Origin of the sequence: Ensifer meliloti (assembly GCF_030064585.1) — a bacterium.
In the GTDB taxonomy this organism is placed as follows: domain Bacteria; phylum Pseudomonadota; class Alphaproteobacteria; order Rhizobiales; family Rhizobiaceae; genus Sinorhizobium; species Sinorhizobium meliloti.
Genome location: NZ_CP120365.1, coordinates 2175123 through 2189182, shown reverse-complemented (window position 1 = coordinate 2189182; position 14060 = coordinate 2175123). Strand labels below are relative to the sequence as shown.

General features: G+C 64.1%; 16 protein-coding genes and 1 riboswitch. Of the genes, 6 read left to right on the top strand and 10 right to left on the bottom strand.

All coding sequences use genetic code 11. The annotated features are described in order from the left end of the window. Window positions 1-5: 5 nt before the first annotated feature. Window positions 6-119, bottom strand: a riboswitch (TPP riboswitch). 133 nt (window positions 120-252) lie between these two features. From PZL22_RS17605 to PZL22_RS17595, 3 genes are all read left to right on the top strand, one after another. Further along, window positions 253-738, top strand: coding sequence for a GNAT family N-acetyltransferase (locus PZL22_RS17605; RefSeq protein WP_033048665.1), 486 nt, complete (start codon window positions 253-255; stop codon window positions 736-738). 77 nt (window positions 739-815) lie between these two features. Next, the gene (locus PZL22_RS17600; RefSeq protein ID WP_003529758.1) at window positions 816-1466 is read left to right on the top strand and encodes a thiamine diphosphokinase; all 651 of its coding nucleotides are present in this window, start codon (window positions 816-818) and stop codon (window positions 1464-1466) included. Window positions 1467-1470: 4 nt separating this feature from the next. Further along, window positions 1471-3297, top strand: coding sequence for an ABC-F family ATP-binding cassette domain-containing protein (locus PZL22_RS17595; RefSeq protein WP_033048667.1), 1827 nt, complete (start codon window positions 1471-1473; stop codon window positions 3295-3297). Window positions 3298-3362: 65 nt separating this feature from the next. On the opposite strand, the gene PZL22_RS17590 is transcribed toward PZL22_RS17595, so the two are convergent. From PZL22_RS17590 to rplS, 3 genes are all read right to left on the bottom strand, one after another. Beyond that, the gene (locus tag PZL22_RS17590) at window positions 3363-4184 is read right to left on the bottom strand and encodes an amino acid ABC transporter permease (RefSeq protein ID WP_003529754.1); all 822 of its coding nucleotides are present in this window, start codon (window positions 4182-4184) and stop codon (window positions 3363-3365) included. A gap of 69 nt (window positions 4185-4253) precedes the next feature. Further along, window positions 4254-5063 (bottom strand): basic amino acid ABC transporter substrate-binding protein, encoded by an 810-nt coding sequence (locus tag PZL22_RS17585; protein ID WP_003529752.1) that lies wholly within the window; start codon window positions 5061-5063, stop codon window positions 4254-4256. 126 nt (window positions 5064-5189) lie between these two features. After that, the gene (rplS, locus tag PZL22_RS17580) at window positions 5190-5723 is read right to left on the bottom strand and encodes a 50S ribosomal protein L19 (RefSeq protein WP_003529750.1); all 534 of its coding nucleotides are present in this window, start codon (window positions 5721-5723) and stop codon (window positions 5190-5192) included. Between the two features lie 332 nt (window positions 5724-6055). Between rplS and PZL22_RS17575 the strand changes: the two genes are divergently transcribed. After that, window positions 6056-6802, top strand: a complete 747-nt coding sequence (locus PZL22_RS17575) for a sulfite exporter TauE/SafE family protein (RefSeq protein ID WP_003529748.1) — start codon at window positions 6056-6058, stop codon at window positions 6800-6802. Here the strand turns inward: PZL22_RS17575 and trmD are convergent. The 7 genes from trmD to PZL22_RS17540 all read right to left on the bottom strand — a co-directional run bounded on the left by trmD (window position 6784) and on the right by PZL22_RS17540 (window position 11617). Next, window positions 6784-7506, bottom strand: coding sequence for a tRNA (guanosine(37)-N1)-methyltransferase TrmD (trmD, locus tag PZL22_RS17570; RefSeq protein ID WP_003529746.1), 723 nt, complete (start codon window positions 7504-7506; stop codon window positions 6784-6786). The two genes, PZL22_RS17575 and trmD, sit on opposite strands and share 19 nt — an antisense overlap. Before the next feature lie 10 nt (window positions 7507-7516). Continuing rightward, window positions 7517-8080 carry a ribosome maturation factor RimM gene (rimM, locus tag PZL22_RS17565; RefSeq protein ID WP_010970516.1) on the bottom strand — a complete coding sequence of 188 codons (564 nt, stop codon included), beginning with the start codon at window positions 8078-8080 and terminating at the stop codon, window positions 7517-7519. A 135-nt stretch (window positions 8081-8215) separates the two neighbouring features. Then, complete coding sequence (gene rpsP / locus PZL22_RS17560; RefSeq protein ID WP_003529742.1) at window positions 8216-8590, bottom strand: 30S ribosomal protein S16; 375 nt, start codon at window positions 8588-8590, stop codon at window positions 8216-8218. A gap of 38 nt (window positions 8591-8628) precedes the next feature. After that, window positions 8629-8964 carry a chorismate mutase gene (locus PZL22_RS17555; protein ID WP_003529740.1) on the bottom strand — a complete coding sequence of 112 codons (336 nt, stop codon included), beginning with the start codon at window positions 8962-8964 and terminating at the stop codon, window positions 8629-8631. Window positions 8965-8976: 12 nt separating this feature from the next. Then, complete coding sequence (gene ffh, locus PZL22_RS17550; protein ID WP_003529739.1) at window positions 8977-10518, bottom strand: signal recognition particle protein; 1542 nt, start codon at window positions 10516-10518, stop codon at window positions 8977-8979. 419 nt (window positions 10519-10937) lie between these two features. Continuing rightward, entirely contained in the window at window positions 10938-11351 is a 414-nt protein-coding gene (locus PZL22_RS17545) for a hypothetical protein (RefSeq protein ID WP_003529738.1), read from the bottom strand. Then, window positions 11348-11617 carry a type II toxin-antitoxin system prevent-host-death family antitoxin gene (locus tag PZL22_RS17540; protein ID WP_003529737.1) on the bottom strand — a complete coding sequence of 90 codons (270 nt, stop codon included), beginning with the start codon at window positions 11615-11617 and terminating at the stop codon, window positions 11348-11350. The genes PZL22_RS17545 and PZL22_RS17540 overlap by 4 nt, the downstream gene beginning before the upstream one ends. A 258-nt stretch (window positions 11618-11875) precedes the next feature. Here PZL22_RS17540 and dapF point away from each other — a divergent pair, with 258 nt between their 5' ends. Both dapF and mtaB read left to right on the top strand, forming a co-directional pair. Beyond that, window positions 11876-12781, top strand: coding sequence for a diaminopimelate epimerase (gene dapF / locus PZL22_RS17535; protein ID WP_050543906.1), 906 nt, complete (start codon window positions 11876-11878; stop codon window positions 12779-12781). Beyond that, window positions 12778-14052, top strand: coding sequence for a tRNA (N(6)-L-threonylcarbamoyladenosine(37)-C(2))-methylthiotransferase MtaB (mtaB, locus tag PZL22_RS17530; protein WP_003529735.1), 1275 nt, complete (start codon window positions 12778-12780; stop codon window positions 14050-14052). The genes dapF and mtaB overlap by 4 nt, the downstream gene beginning before the upstream one ends. The last annotated feature ends 8 nt before the right edge of the window (window positions 14053-14060 follow it).

Below are 14060 nucleotides of genomic sequence, written 5' to 3'. Positions count from 1 at the left end.
GTATCGGTCCGATCGCTTCTAATCCCTCCGCCGGTATGAGCCGGATCAGGTTCCGCGGGTTGGCTCGAAGCCTCTCAGCCATGGTCGCAAAGCCGGCCAGGGCACCCCGTTAGAGCAGCAGAAGATTTAGCTTCCGGCGACGGCTTAGGCAAGCTGAGTTTCAGCAGGGACGTTTGCCGTCCGCGCCGGGCGCGCTATTAAAAGTCAAACAATTGCCGGCGCCGTTTGTTCGCCGAAAGCGGAGACAATTCCATGCCAGACATGCTCGTCCGCCTCTATGCCTTGCCCGAGGGCCGTCCATCGCGTCTCGACCCCGACGTCCGCATCCGGCGGGCGCTTGCGGCCGAGCGGCGGCTCGTCATTCCCTGGATCGAGGAGCGCTTCGGGGCCGGGTGGGCCGGCGAGGCCGAAACCGCCTTCTCCTCGACGCCGGCGCGCATCCACATCGCTCACCATCGGGACCGGATCGTGGGCTTCGCATGCCATGACGTAACCGCGCTCGGCTTCTTCGGTCCGACCGGAGTGGACGCGGCCATGCGCGGCAAGGGCATCGGCGAGGCCCTGCTCGTCGAAAGCCTGCTGTCCATGCGCGCCGCCGGCTATGCCTATGCGATCATCGGCGGCGTCGGCCCCGCCGATTTCTATGCCCGCGCGGTCGGTGCGGTGGAGATCGCCGGATCGACGCCCGGCATCTATGACGGCATGCTTTTCCCCGGGGATCCGGCGTCCGGAACCTGATCCGCGCAGCATGCGTTCGCAAAACAGCAGCCGGAGCCCTTTTCCTTCGCCGCTGCTTTGCGCTATGGGCTTCTGCCATGATCCGATCACCCTTCACCATCCTGCTCGGCGGCGCGCTGACGCCGACAGACCGGCTCGCTCGACAGCTCGAAGGCAGCCGCTTCGTCGCCGCCGACGGCGGCATGCGCCATGCAAGGACGCTCGGGGTCGTTCCCGATCTCTGGGTCGGCGACTTCGATTCCACGGACGAGGCGCTTCTGGCCGAGTTCGCCGGCGTCCCGCGTGAACGCCATCCGGCTGCCAAGAACGCGACCGACGGGGAGATCGCCGTCGAGGCGGCCCTCGAGCGTGGCGCGACCTCGCTCGTCTTCGCGGGCGGACTCGGCGGCGCGCGCAGCGATCACGCTTTCCTGCACCTCCTCGGCACCGTCGCACTTGCCGAGAGCGGCGTTGCGGTGATGATGACCTCCGGCGAGGAGGAGGCCTATCCGCTGCTGCCCGGCTCGCAGGAGATCGAGTTGCCGAAAGGCAGCCTCTTCTCGATCCTCGGCTTTGCGGACCTTGACGGTCTCTCGATCGAGAACGTGCGCTACCCGCTGAAGGATTTTCATCTGCCCTTCGGCTCGTCGCGCACCATTTCGAACATCGCGGATGGCACGGTCCGCTTCACCCTGAAATCCGGCCGGGCCGTCATTCTCGCCCGGCCCTATGATCTTTCCGGAGCCTGATGCCTTGGCACCTCCCATCCTGAAGCTTGACGACATTCTACTGACCTTCGGCGGCACGCCGCTGCTCGCGGGTGCGGGCCTGCAGGTCGAGCCGGGCGATCGCATCTGCCTCGTCGGCCGCAATGGTTCGGGCAAATCGACGCTGATGAAGATCGCCGCCGGGCTTGTAGAACCCCCGTCGGGCGAGATCTTCAGGCATCCATCGGTGACCATACGCTATCTCCACCAGGCGCCCGATTTCGACGGCTTCGATACGGTCCAGGCCTATGCGGAAGCCGGCCTCGGACCAGGCGACGATCCCTACCGGGTCGCCTACCTGCTGCAGCATCTGGGGCTGACCGGGGAGGAAGAGCCGACGCGCCTTTCCGGCGGCGAGGCGCGTCGTGCCGCCCTTGCCCGTGTGCTTGCGCCGGAACCCGACATTCTGCTTCTCGACGAACCGACGAACCATCTCGATCTGCCGACGATCGAGTGGCTGGAAGACGAGCTCGTCCGCAGCCGTTCGGCGCTGGTGCTGATTTCGCACGACCGGCGCTTCCTCGAAAAGGTGTCGACGGCGACCGTCTGGCTGGACCGCGGCCAATCGCGCCGCCTCGATCGCGGCTTCGCGCATTTCGAGGCCTGGCGCGACGAGGTGCTGGAGGCGGAAGAGCTCGAACAGCACAAGCTCGGCAAGGCGATCGAGCGCGAAGAGCACTGGCTGCGCTACGGCGTGACCGCAAGGCGCAAGCGCAACATGCGCCGGCTCGGCGAGCTGCAGGACATGCGGGCCCGCCATCGCGGGCACAAGGGGCCGCAGGGTACGGTCCAGGCCACCGTGGCCGACGCCAGGGAATCGGGCAAGCTCGTCATCGAGGCGGAGAAGATCACCAAGGCCTATGGCGATCGCACGATCGTCGCGCCGTTCTCGATCCGCGTCCACCGCGGCGACCGCATCGGCCTCGTCGGACCGAACGGCGCCGGCAAGACGACGTTGCTGAAGCTCCTGACCGGTCAGCTCGCGCCGGACACGGGCAGCGTCAAGCTAGGCACCAATCTGGAGATCGCCACGCTCGACCAGAAACGCGAGGAACTGAACCTGGACGAGACGCTGGCGCATTATCTGACCGACGGGCGCGGCGAGACCCTCCTCGTCAATGGCGAGCAGCGCCATGTCACCGGCTACATGAAGGAATTCCTCTTCCAGCCGGAGCAGGCGCGAACGCCCATCCGCGACCTGTCCGGCGGCGAACGCGCGCGTCTCATGCTCGCCCGCATCCTGGCACGCCCGACCAACCTCCTGATCCTCGACGAACCGACCAACGACCTCGATATCGAGACGCTGGACCTGCTGCAGGAGATCGTGGCCGGATTTTCCGGAACGGTGATCCTGGTCAGCCACGACCGCGATTTCCTCGACCGTACCGTGACCTCGACCATCGCGCCGGCCAACCCGGAGGCGCCCGATGGCCGCTGGATCGAATATGCCGGGGGCTATTCCGACATGATGGCGCAGCGCCGCGGCGCACTCGAGGAAAGGCGCCGGAGCGAGAAAGCCGAGAAGGCCAGATCGAGCGGCGCCTCCTCGTCGCCGAGCGAACCTCAGAAGGCGAGGGGCAAGCTCTCCTTCAAGCAGAAATTCGCGCTCGAAAACCTGCCGAAGGAGATTGCCAGGTCGGAGGCGGAGATCGCGAAGCGGGAAGAGAAGATGGCAGATCCCGACCTTTTCTCGCGCGACCCGAACGGCTTTGCCAAGCTCGCCGCCGAGCTTGAGAAGCTCAGGACGGACCTCACGCGCATGGAAGAGGAATGGCTCGAACTGGAAATGCTGCGCGAGGAACTCGAGGGCTGAGCGGGCGGACCGTGACGGCAGCGTTGGAGGTGCAGTACTCCCCTGTCTACCGGCCTCCCCCTTGCCTATCGCACTTGCGACCGCCTCAACCGCCGCTCGACCGCCCGAAGGGCCAGCGACAACCCAATCGTCAGCACGAGATAGACATAGGCGACGATGGAATAGGTCTCGAAGAAGCGGAAGGAGCCTGAGGCATAGACCTTGCCCATCTGGGTGATGTCGGCGACGCCGAGCACCGAGACGAGGGAGGAATCCTTGACCATCGCCACGAAGTCGTTGCCGAGCGGCGGCAGGATGACGCGGATCGCCTGCGGAAAGACGACGAGGCGAAAGCGCTGGTAGCGGGAGAGCCCGAGCGCCTTTGCCGCCTCCACCTGGCCCTTGTCGACCGACTGGATGCCGGCGCGGAAGACTTCGGCGATGAAGGCCGAATAGCCGATCATCAGCGCCATGATTGCCCGCCACATCAGCGACACGTCGCGAACGACGAACGGCTCGATCCAGCCCGCCGAAATCAGCGGCGCCGCCACGAAATTCGCGACCGTCACCAGCGCAGGCGCGCCGACGAAGGCGATATAGAACAGCAGCACGAGGATCGGTACGCCGCGGATGACTTCCGTATAGAAGCGCGCGATCTGGCGCAGGACCACATGCTCGGAAAGCGCCATCAGGGCCACGCCGAGGCCGAGCACCGTTGCGAGCACGAAACCGACGAGAGTGACGAAAACGGTGACGCCCAACCCCTTCAGGACGACGGTGAATACCTGCGTGAAGATATCATTGGCGGCGATGACCGCGGCCAGTGCCGCAGCGATCACGAGAAGGGCGATCAGCCACCAGGGATAATCGTCCTTCCCGGAAGTGTCGGATGATTGGACCGGCGTCATTGCAATTCCAGTAGGTGGAAGCGGGACGTGGGCGGAAAACCGCACATGCGTCTTATCCCGTTCCGGCGGTCAGCCGCCCATCTTGTAGTCGAGGAACCACTTCTTGTTGAGCGCGTCGAAGGTGCCGTCCTCCTTGAGCGCCTTGATGGCGGCATTGACCGGCGCGACGAGTTCCGATCCCTTCGGGAAGATGAAGCCGAAATCCTCGGTGCCGAGCGGCTCGCCGACCACCTTGAGCTGGCCGTCGGAGGAATCCACATAACCCTTGGCCGCGACACTGTCGGTCAAGACCAGATCGACGTCGCCGGCCTTCAGCGCCTGCACCGTCGCACCGAAGGTTTCGAACAGCTTGATGCGCGGGTTCTGCTCGTTGCCGTCGAGAACCTCGTAGACGGCCGTGTAGAAAGGCGAAGTCCCGGGCTGGGCGCCGACCAGACCGCTTTCGAGCGCTGCGAAGCTCTTGGCATCGTCGAAGCGGGTCTCGTCGCCGCGCACCAGCATGAACTGCTGCGAGCGCATATAGGGATCCGAGAAATCGACCTTCTCCTTGCGGTCGTCCTTGATGGTGATTCCGGTCATGCCGATCTGGTATTGACCGTCGGAAACCGCCTGGATCATCGCATCCCAGCTCGTGTTCTGGTACTCGACCTTGAAATTCAAGCGCTTGGCGATCTCGTTCATCGCGTCATATTCCCAACCGATGGCCTGGCCGGATTTCGGATCGACGAACTGCAGCGGCGGATAGGCATTCTCCGTCACCACGACGACCGTCTTGCCGCCGAGGTCGGGCAGGTCGCTGGCGAAAACGGGCGCAGAGACTGCGAATGGAACGGCAAGAACTGCGGCAATGCCCGCAAGCACGCGGCGACGAATTGTCATTGGAGGAACTCCCAGATTGTGGCGACAGAAAATGTCATAAAATCTATGGGGAGCACAAGCGGCTGATACCAAAAAGAAAGGCGGCCCGAGGACCGCCTTTCCGCACAACTCTGAAGAGTCGAAAACTTATTCTGCTGCAGCTTCCGCAGCCTTTGCTTCTTCCGCTGCCTTTGCCTCGGCGGCTTCGGCTGCTGCCTTCTCGGCGGCCAGAGCCTGGGCGGCTGCGACCTTTTCAGCCTCGATGCGTGCCTTCTCCTCGACAACGGCCTGGCGCTCGGCGTCGTTCAGCTTGCGGGCGCGGGTGCCGGTGTTTTCTACGATACGAGCCGACTTGCCGCGGCGGTCGCGCAGATAGTAGAGCTTGGCGCGGCGGACCTTACCGCGGCGAACCACATCTACGCTCTCGACGAGCGGGGAGTAGACGGGGAATACGCGCTCGACGCCTTCACCGTAGGAAATCTTGCGAACGGTGAAGCTCTCGTTGATGCCGCCGCCGGAACGGGCGATGCAGACGCCTTCGTAAGCCTGTACGCGGGTGCGGTTGCCTTCGACAACGCGTACATTGACGCGGACGGTGTCGCCCGGGGAGAATTCGGGAAGGGTGCGCTTTGCGGCGATCTTGGCGGCCTGTTCGGCTTCCAGCTGCTGGATGATGTTCATCGGTCTAACCTTTGCGTTTTTCTGAAACAGCCAGAGCGCTCTCGATCGGCCTGTCGGACTTCCCTTCAGGCCTTGCCGCATTTGCGGCAGGAGCGTATTCGCCATTCTTTGTTGACGGTCGACGGGCAAGGAACCCGAACCGGGCCGGCACATACACCATATGGCCGGCCTTGTCATCCCCGAAAGCGGATTTTGTCGCACGCCCGCCTCAAGAATGCCCCTCCCCACCCCCTCCCGCCTGTGGGGAAAGATGGGGAGGGCCCCGATGTATCACGGACTTGCGGTCGACCGCGCCACCGGCTATCCCGATTCACGTGTTTCGGGGGAAAGCCATGACGTTGCTCCAGGTCTTTTTGCTCTTCGTCGCCGGCTTCCTGTCCGGCGTCGTCAATGCCATTGCCGGCGGCGGCACCTTCCTGACTTTCGGAGCGATGACGCTTGGCGGGCTGCCGCCGATCGTCGCCAACGCGACCTCGTCCATCATCCAGTTCCCAGGCTATATCACGTCGACGCTTGCCTATGCCGAGGAGATCCGCGCCGACCGGAAGAACGCCGTCGTCCTCGGTATCATTTCGGCGATCGGCGGGCTCGCCGGCGCGCTTCTGCTGCTGTCGCTCTCCAATCCGGCCTTCCGTGCGATGGTGCCCTGGCTGCTGATCGCGGCAACGGCGATCTTCGCCGCCGGCCCCCTCCTGAAGCCGAAGGCGCGCAGCGACGAGCATCGCATCGGCCCGCTGGGCGTGGCGAGCCAGCTGGCGACCTCCGTCTATGGCGGCTTTTTCGGCGCCGGCATGGGCATCATGATGCTTGCCGTGCTCGGGCTTGCCACCGGCGGCGGCTACCACCGGCTGAACGCACTCAAGAACTTCATCTCCATCGTCATCGCCGCAATCGCCATCGTGGTTTTCGCCGCGGGTGGCGTCGTCTCCTGGCTGCACGCGGCGATCATGGTGCCGGGCGCAGCTCTTGGCGGCTATATGGGTGTGTGGGCGGCACGACGCGTCCCGCAGGCGGTCATCCGCGCCGTGGTGGTGGCGGTGGGTCTGCTGCTGGCGGCCTATTATTTCTTCACGGGCTGAGCCGGATCACGCTTCGGATGCCGGGCCCGTTCCAGAAGGTCGGGCCGGCGTTCCGCCGTCAGCCGGCGCGCCGTCGCTTCCCGCCACTGCGCAACGGCCGCGTGGTTGCCGGAGGTGAGGACGGCCGGGATTTCGTGACCTTCGAAGATCTGCGGACGCGTGTAGTGGGGATGTTCGAGGAGCCCTCCCTCGAAGCTCTCGTGGACACCTGAAAGCTGATTGCCCATGACGCCCGGCAGGATACGCACCACGGCGTCGAGCAGAACGAGTGCTGCCGGCTCCCCGCCGGAAAGAATGTAGTCGCCGATCGAGACTTCCTCGAGTCCACGCGTGTCGATTACCCGCTGGTCGACGCCCTCGAAACGTCCGCAAACGACGACTGCGCCGGGACCGGCGGCCAGCGCCCGCACCCGTTCCTGCGTCAGCGGCCGTCCGCGCGGGCTCATCAGAAGCCGCGGCCGCCCGTCGTCTGCAGCGACATGATCGATGGCGCGGGCAAGAACGTCGGGCTTCAGTACCATTCCGGCACCGCCGCCCGCCGGCGTATCGTCGACGGTGCGGTGCTTGTCGCCGGCAAAGTCGCGAATCTGCACGGCCTCCATCGACCAGTCTCCGCGTTCCAGCGCCTTTCCGGCGAGCGAAACGCCGAGGTGCCCCGGAAACATCTCCGGGTAGAGCGTCAGGACAGTCGCGCGAAAGGGCATTGCCTTGGGCTCACTTGCGCTTGGTCGGAAAGGGCTTGCCGGGCCCGCTCTTCTCGTCGTCGACGAGCCCGGCGGCGGTCGGGTCGATGACGAGCTTGCCCGCTTCGAGGTCGATTTCGAGTACCGACCATTCGGTGAAGGGAATAAGCACCGGCCTGAGGCCCGGGCCCTTCAGTTCGAGGAGATCGCCAGCGCCGAAATCGAAGACGCCGGTCACCGAACCATAGCTCTTGCCGGTGCGGTCGACCGCTTCCAGACCCTCGAGGTCTGCGTAGAAGAATTCGTCCTCGTCTAGATCGTCGTCGGGGAGATTGTCGCGCTCGATGAAGAGTTCGAGACCGTTGAGCGCTTCGGCAGCGGTCCGGTCGTTGATGCCCCGAAACCGCACGACGACCACGTTCTTGGCCTCGCGGATCTCAAGCACCTCGAAGACGCGGCCGTCCTCGCTGTGGAGGTTGCCATAGTCGCCGAGTGCGGCCGGATCGTCGGTGAAGGACTTTACCCGCACCTCGCCGCGCAGCCCTTGCGCCGCGCCGATCGTCGCCATCAGGACAGGGTTCTTCAGCTGTGTCATCGTCGGGCATCCAGGGTGAACGTGCTGCATGTTTCCTGAACCACATCGGGATGAGAACATGCGATTTTCCGGTGCACATAAAGCAAAACGGGCGGCATGGAAATGCCGCCCGTTTTCAATGCCGGTCGTCGGAAATTATTCCGCGGCTGCTTCCGAAGCTGCAGCGGCTGCTTCTTCGGCCTTCTGCTTGGCTTCAGCGGCACGTTCCTGTGCCTTCTTGCCGGGCTGCGCCTTGGTCGGGTTGTTGCGGGCCGGGCGCTTGGCAAGGCCGGCCTGGTCGAGGAAGCGCATTACGCGGTCGGTCGGCTGGGCGCCCTGGGCGATCCAGTGCTGAACGCGCTCGGCGTTCAGTTCGATGCGCTTTTCGTCGTCCTTGGCAAGCATCGGGTTCCAGGAGCCGAGCTTTTCGAGGAAGCGGCCGTCACGCGGGCTGCGCGCGTCGGCAACGACGATCTGGTAATAGGGACGCTTCTTGGAACCGCCGCGGGCGAGACGAATTTTCAGTGCCATTTCAATTTACTCCTTGCAGGCTTTCTTGACCGCTTGACTCAAGCGGAATGGGTGGTGCCGGCGCTGCCCGCGTTCTGCGAGCAATCGGCGGCGATGGCTTCATGATGCCGGATGACTTCCTTGATGATGAAGTTCAGGAACTTCTCGGCGAAATCCGGATCCAGATTGGCGTCTTTCGCCAGGTGGCGGAGGCGTTCGATCTGGTATTCTTCGCGCGCCGGATCGGCCGGCGGCAGCTGGTGCTTGGCCTTGAGCACGCCAACCGCCTTGGTGCAGCGGAAGCGTTCGGCCAGCATGTGGACGAGCGCGGCATCGATATTGTCGATCGACTGACGGTAGCTCGCCAATTCCTCTTTGATCTCGGGATCAAGCATTCGTCGCGATCCTCACTTCTTCTTCGGTAGGCCGGGGAGGCCGGGGAAACCGCCGCCCAGACCGGGCAAACCACCGCCAAGACCAGGCAGGCCGCCGCCGGGCTTGCCGAGACCCGCGGCCTCGGCCTGCTTCTGCAGGGCCTCGAGCTGCTTCGGATCCATCTTCGAGAGATCGGGCATTCCGCCGCTTAAACCCCCGAGACCCATCTTGCCGGCTAGGCCGCCCATCATCTGCTTCATCATGCCGCCTTTGCCCTTGCCGCCCATCATCTTCATCATGTCCGCCATCTGGCGGTGCATTTTCAGAAGCTTGTTGATGTCGGAGGCATCGGTGCCGGAGCCGCTGGCGATGCGCTTCTTGCGCGAATGCTTGAGAATATCCGGATTGGCGCGCTCCGCCCTGGTCATCGAGGAGATGATCGCGAGCTGGCGCTTGAAGAGCGAGTCATCCAGGCCGGCGGCGGACATCTTGTCCTTCATGCCGGCCATACCGGGCATCAGACCCATGATGCCGCCCATGCCGCCCATCTTCTGCATTTGCTGCAGCTGATCGGCGAGGTCGTTGAGATCGAACTTGCCCTTGGCCATCTTGGCGGCCATGGCGGCGGCCTTTTCGGCGTCGATGTTCTCCGCCGCCTTCTCGACAAGCGAGACGATGTCGCCCATGCCGAGGATGCGGTCGGCGACGCGGCGGGGATGGAACTCCTCGAGTTCGTCCATCTTCTCGCCGACGCCGATGAGCTTGATCGGCTTGCCCGTGACGGCGCGCATGGAGAGCGCCGCACCGCCGCGGCCATCGCCGTCCATGCGGGTGAGCACCAGGCCGGTGATGCCGACGCGTTCGTCGAAATTGCGGGCGAGATTGACGGCGTCCTGTCCGGTTAGCGCATCGGCGACGAGCAGGATCTCATGCGGGTTGGATTTCCGCTTGATCTCCGCCATCTCGATCATCAGCGGCTCGTCGATATGGGTGCGGCCGGCGGTGTCGAGGATGACGATGTCGTGGCCGCCGAGCTTGGCCGCCTGCACGGCACGTGCGGCAATGTCGGTCGGCGACTGGCCGGCGATGACCGGAAGCGTATCGACGCCGGTCTGCACGCCGAGCTGGCGCAACTGTTCCTGCGCGGCCGGGCGGCGGGTATCGAGCGAGGCCATCAGGACCTTCTTCTTGTCCCGCGCGGTCAGCCGCTTGGCGATCTTGCCGGTCGTCGTCGTCTTGCCCGAGCCCTGCAGGCCGACCATCATGATGACGACCGGAGCCGCCGCATTGAGATCGATCGTCACGCCCTCGGAGCCGAGCATCGCTATGAGCTCGTCATGAACGATCTTGACGACCATCTGGCCGGGCTTGATCGACTTTACGATTTCGGCGCCGACCGCCTTTTCGCGAACCTTCTCCGTGAAGGACCGCACCACATCGAGCGCCACGTCCGCTTCGAGCAGCGCACGGCGAACCTCCCGAAGCGCTGCGGAAACATCGGCTTCCGACAGGGCGCCGCGGCCGGTCAGTCCATTCAATATGGAACCAAGACGGTCCTGGAGGCTCTCGAACATATTCTCTTCCTTCTTGTCTCCGGATTGCGATAGGTCGGCTCGTCCGGAAACGTGGGTCCCTTCGCGCGGAAAACAAGGCGCAAAGCCAAAAACCACCCGAGGGCGCAACGCGCTGTCGGGTGTTGACCTCCGGGCTCTCTTTATACCTTTGCGGGGCCCGGTCGGTGGCTTCGGAAGTCATCACTTGCGAAGGAATTCGTCGCGATAAACAGGAAACCGGAAGAAAAGTCAAGGATCGAGCGCTCCACTGGCACGCTACGGTGCTGTTGAGGGCGCGCCAACAAACATGTGACCTTTGATCGTACCCGGTTAAAGGACAAAAAACGCGCAGCAGGTCAAAGTGCTGCAACGACCTTTGCGCGCCTGGTAAGACGCGCGGCACTGCAGGACCAACGAAGCGCTAACCGGTCCTGGCGACGCTACCGAAAACGAACGACGTCCGTGGAGGCCTTTCGCCGGGCGATAAATTCCCGCAGCAGCGGCAGGAAAAATGCTTTGCTGAAACGGCCGATCGGCGGTTCCGGTTCGAGATAGAAAGATCTGCCAACGATATCGCTGTTGAATTCGTCGAAGATGATCCAGAGACGTAGATCGACGTCGAGGCCGGCCCGCCGCTTTTCGATCGTCGGGACCTCCGCAGCAAATCGCGATGCATCCGGCTGCCTGGAGGTAATCGGGAAGAAGATGACGAGATTTCCGTCGGGTCGAGCTATGCGCACTCCGACCGCAACGGGCCGGTCTTTCCGGCCTTCCGTCTCACCCGCACGAGCCTGCCGTGCCCAGAGGTAAGGGTAGCGGATGACGGACGCGGTCTGGAAGTGGTCGTAGCTCATGGCTTTCCAGACTCATCCTCTTGCGCATAGGTTTCGACGGCATTCTCGAATTCGGCAAACAGGCCGTCAGACATGGTCTCGATCGTGCCGGCGCTTCGGCTGTCCAATTGCCGCGTCAACCGTTCGTAGTCTTCGATGTTGAGCAGCACCAGGCGCGGCTTGTTGCGCTGCGTGATGGTAACGGGCCGCCGCAATGCCTCGGCGATGATGTCGCCGGACTTACGGGAAAGCTCGCTTGTGGTGTAGGAACCGCCTGAACGGGGCATGGCCCTCTCCTATGATCGTTTAGGTTTGCTGTATATTGCAGCATTTACAGCATTTATGCAAGTAAGTGTTCCCCGCGAGGAGCCCCAATCGAATCCGTTGGCGGAACCAGCGGTCTACCGGTCGATCTCCCCGGCGCTCCGCTGCACCTGGCGCGCCGCACTCAAAGGCGGCACTGGTAATTTCCGGGCTTTTCCGCCATATACAGCCCGAATGAAGGGCGCCTCCCGATCGGGGGCCAGGACTTGGACCAGCGCGACATGGGCGATCAGGTGCAATTTGCCAGGATGAACGGGCTTGGAAACAAGATCCTGGTGGTGGACATGCGCGGGCGCAAGGATCGCGTGACGCCTCAGGCAGCGATCGCGCTCAATGCCGACCCGGCGACCGAGTTCGACCAGATCATGGCGATCCATGACCCGAAGTCCGCCGGCACCGATGCCTGGATAGACATCGTCAATTCCGACGGGTCGATGGCCCAGGCCTGCGGCAACGGCACCCGATGCGTCGTGCAGGCGCTTGCGGCCGAGACCGGCAAGAAAGCCTTCCTGTTCCATACGGTCGCGGGACTTCTCGAAGCGAAGGAACACGACGACGGCACGATCTCGGTCGATATGGGAAAGCCGCGTTTCGGCTGGGACCAGATCCCGCTCGCGGAGGAATTCCACGACACGCGGCGCATCGAGCTGCAGATCGGGCCGATCGATGCGCCCGTGCTGCATTCCCCCTCGGTCGCATCCATGGGCAATCCGCATGCGATCTTCTGGGTCGAGAACGATGTGTGGAGCTACGAGCTGGACCGGTTCGGACCACTCCTCGAGAACCATCCGATCTTCCCCGAGCGCGCCAACATCTCGATCGCCCGCATCCGCTCCCGCCAGGAGATGGACCTTAGGACCTGGGAACGCGGCGCCGGCCTGACGCTTGCCTGCGGTTCGGCCGCCTGTGCCGCCGCCGTCAACGGCGCGAGAACCGGCCGGACCGAGCGGATGGTTACCGTGAACGTACCCGGCGGTCCGCTCAAGATCGAATGGCGCGAGCGCGACGACCACGTCATCATGACCGGGCCGGCCGAATGGGAATGGTCCGGCACCGTCGATCCCGTCACCGGCATCTTTGCACGCAACGAGCCGGAGAGCGGCGACAACGGAGCGAGAGCCCTTTGAGCGGCGTCGAGGTCATAACCTTCGGCTGCCGCCTCAACACCTATGAATCGGAAGTGATGCGGGCGGAGGCCGAAAAGGCGGGGCTGAACAACGCCGTCCTCGTCAACACCTGCGCCGTCACCGCCGAGGCCGTGCGCCAGGCGCGCCAGGCGATCCGCCGCGCGCGGCGCGAAAATCCGCACGCCCGTATCATCGTCACCGGCTGCGCCGCCCAGACCGAGAAGGAAACTTTCGCCGAAATGGCAGAGGTGGACGCGGTGCTCGGCAACGAGGAGAAGCTCGCAAGCGTTTCCTATCGCTCGCTGCCGGATTTCGGCGTCTCGGCCGAGGAGAAACTCCGTGTCAACGACATCATGAGCGTGCGCGCCACCGCACCGCAGATGGTGAAGCACATCGACGGGCACGTGCGCGCCTTCATCCAGGTGCAGAACGGATGCGACCACCGCTGCACCTTCTGCATCATTCCCTATGGCCGCGGCAATTCGCGCTCCGTGCCGATGGGCGCCGTCGTGGACCAGGCGAGACGCCTTGCCGAAAGCGGCTATCGCGAGATCGTGCTGACCGGAGTCGACGCCACGAGCTACGGCGCCGATCTGCCCGGAACGCCGACCCTCGGGCTTCTCGCGAAGACCTTGCTGAAACAGGTGCCGGAAATCCTCCGCCTGCGGCTTTCCTCCATCGACAGCATCGAGGCGGACGGCCACCTCCTCGACCTCATCGCCGAGGAGCCACGCTTCATGCCGCACCTGCATCTTTCGCTGCAGCATGGCGACGACCTGATCCTGAAGCGCATGAAGCGGCGGCATTCGAGCGCCGATGCGCGTGCCTTCTGCGACGGGGTCCGGCGCCTGCGCCCCGAGATCAGCCTAGGTGCGGACATGATCGCCGGATTTCCGACCGAGACCGAGCCGATGTTCGAGAATGCCATGCGGCTCGCCGAGGATTGCGGCATCGCGCATCTTCACGTCTTCCCCTACAGCCCGCGCCCCGGCACCCCGGCCGCCCGCATGCCGCAACTCGACCGCGCGCTTGTCAAGGAGCGTGCCGCGCGCCTGCGTGCGAAGGGGGCGGAGCTTCATGCGGGCCACCTCGAGGGCATGATCGGCAGCAGCCAGACGATCCTGGTGGAGATGAACGGTCTGGCACATACGGAAAACTTCACGCTCGTAGACGCGGCCGGCCTTGAGCCGCGGTCGCTTGTTGCAGTCGGAATCACCGGCCACAATGGCAAGCATTTGACGATCGAGCGCAAACAGATGGCTGCGGCCTGATAGCGGAC

Coding starts and splice junctions, on each gene's coding strand:
- PZL22_RS17605 (WP_033048665.1), top strand. CDS start 253: ATGCCAGACATGCTCGTCCGCCTCTATGCCTTGCCCGAGGGCCGTCCA.
- PZL22_RS17600 (WP_003529758.1), top strand. CDS start 816: ATGATCCGATCACCCTTCACCATCCTGCTCGGCGGCGCGCTGACGCCG.
- PZL22_RS17590 (WP_003529754.1), bottom strand. CDS start 4,184: ATGACGCCGGTCCAATCATCCGACACTTCCGGGAAGGACGATTATCCC.
- PZL22_RS17585 (WP_003529752.1), bottom strand. CDS start 5,063: ATGACAATTCGTCGCCGCGTGCTTGCGGGCATTGCCGCAGTTCTTGCC.
- rplS (WP_003529750.1), bottom strand. CDS start 5,723: ATGAACATCATCCAGCAGCTGGAAGCCGAACAGGCCGCCAAGATCGCC.
- PZL22_RS17575 (WP_003529748.1), top strand. CDS start 6,056: ATGACGTTGCTCCAGGTCTTTTTGCTCTTCGTCGCCGGCTTCCTGTCC.
- trmD (WP_003529746.1), bottom strand. CDS start 7,506: ATGCCCTTTCGCGCGACTGTCCTGACGCTCTACCCGGAGATGTTTCCG.
- rimM (WP_010970516.1), bottom strand. CDS start 8,080: ATGACACAGCTGAAGAACCCTGTCCTGATGGCGACGATCGGCGCGGCG.
- rpsP (WP_003529742.1), bottom strand. CDS start 8,590: ATGGCACTGAAAATTCGTCTCGCCCGCGGCGGTTCCAAGAAGCGTCCC.
- PZL22_RS17555 (WP_003529740.1), bottom strand. CDS start 8,964: ATGCTTGATCCCGAGATCAAAGAGGAATTGGCGAGCTACCGTCAGTCG.
- ffh (WP_003529739.1), bottom strand. CDS start 10,518: ATGTTCGAGAGCCTCCAGGACCGTCTTGGTTCCATATTGAATGGACTG.
- PZL22_RS17545 (WP_003529738.1), bottom strand. CDS start 11,351: ATGAGCTACGACCACTTCCAGACCGCGTCCGTCATCCGCTACCCTTAC.
- PZL22_RS17540 (WP_003529737.1), bottom strand. CDS start 11,617: ATGCCCCGTTCAGGCGGTTCCTACACCACAAGCGAGCTTTCCCGTAAG.
- dapF (WP_050543906.1), top strand. CDS start 11,876: ATGGGCGATCAGGTGCAATTTGCCAGGATGAACGGGCTTGGAAACAAG.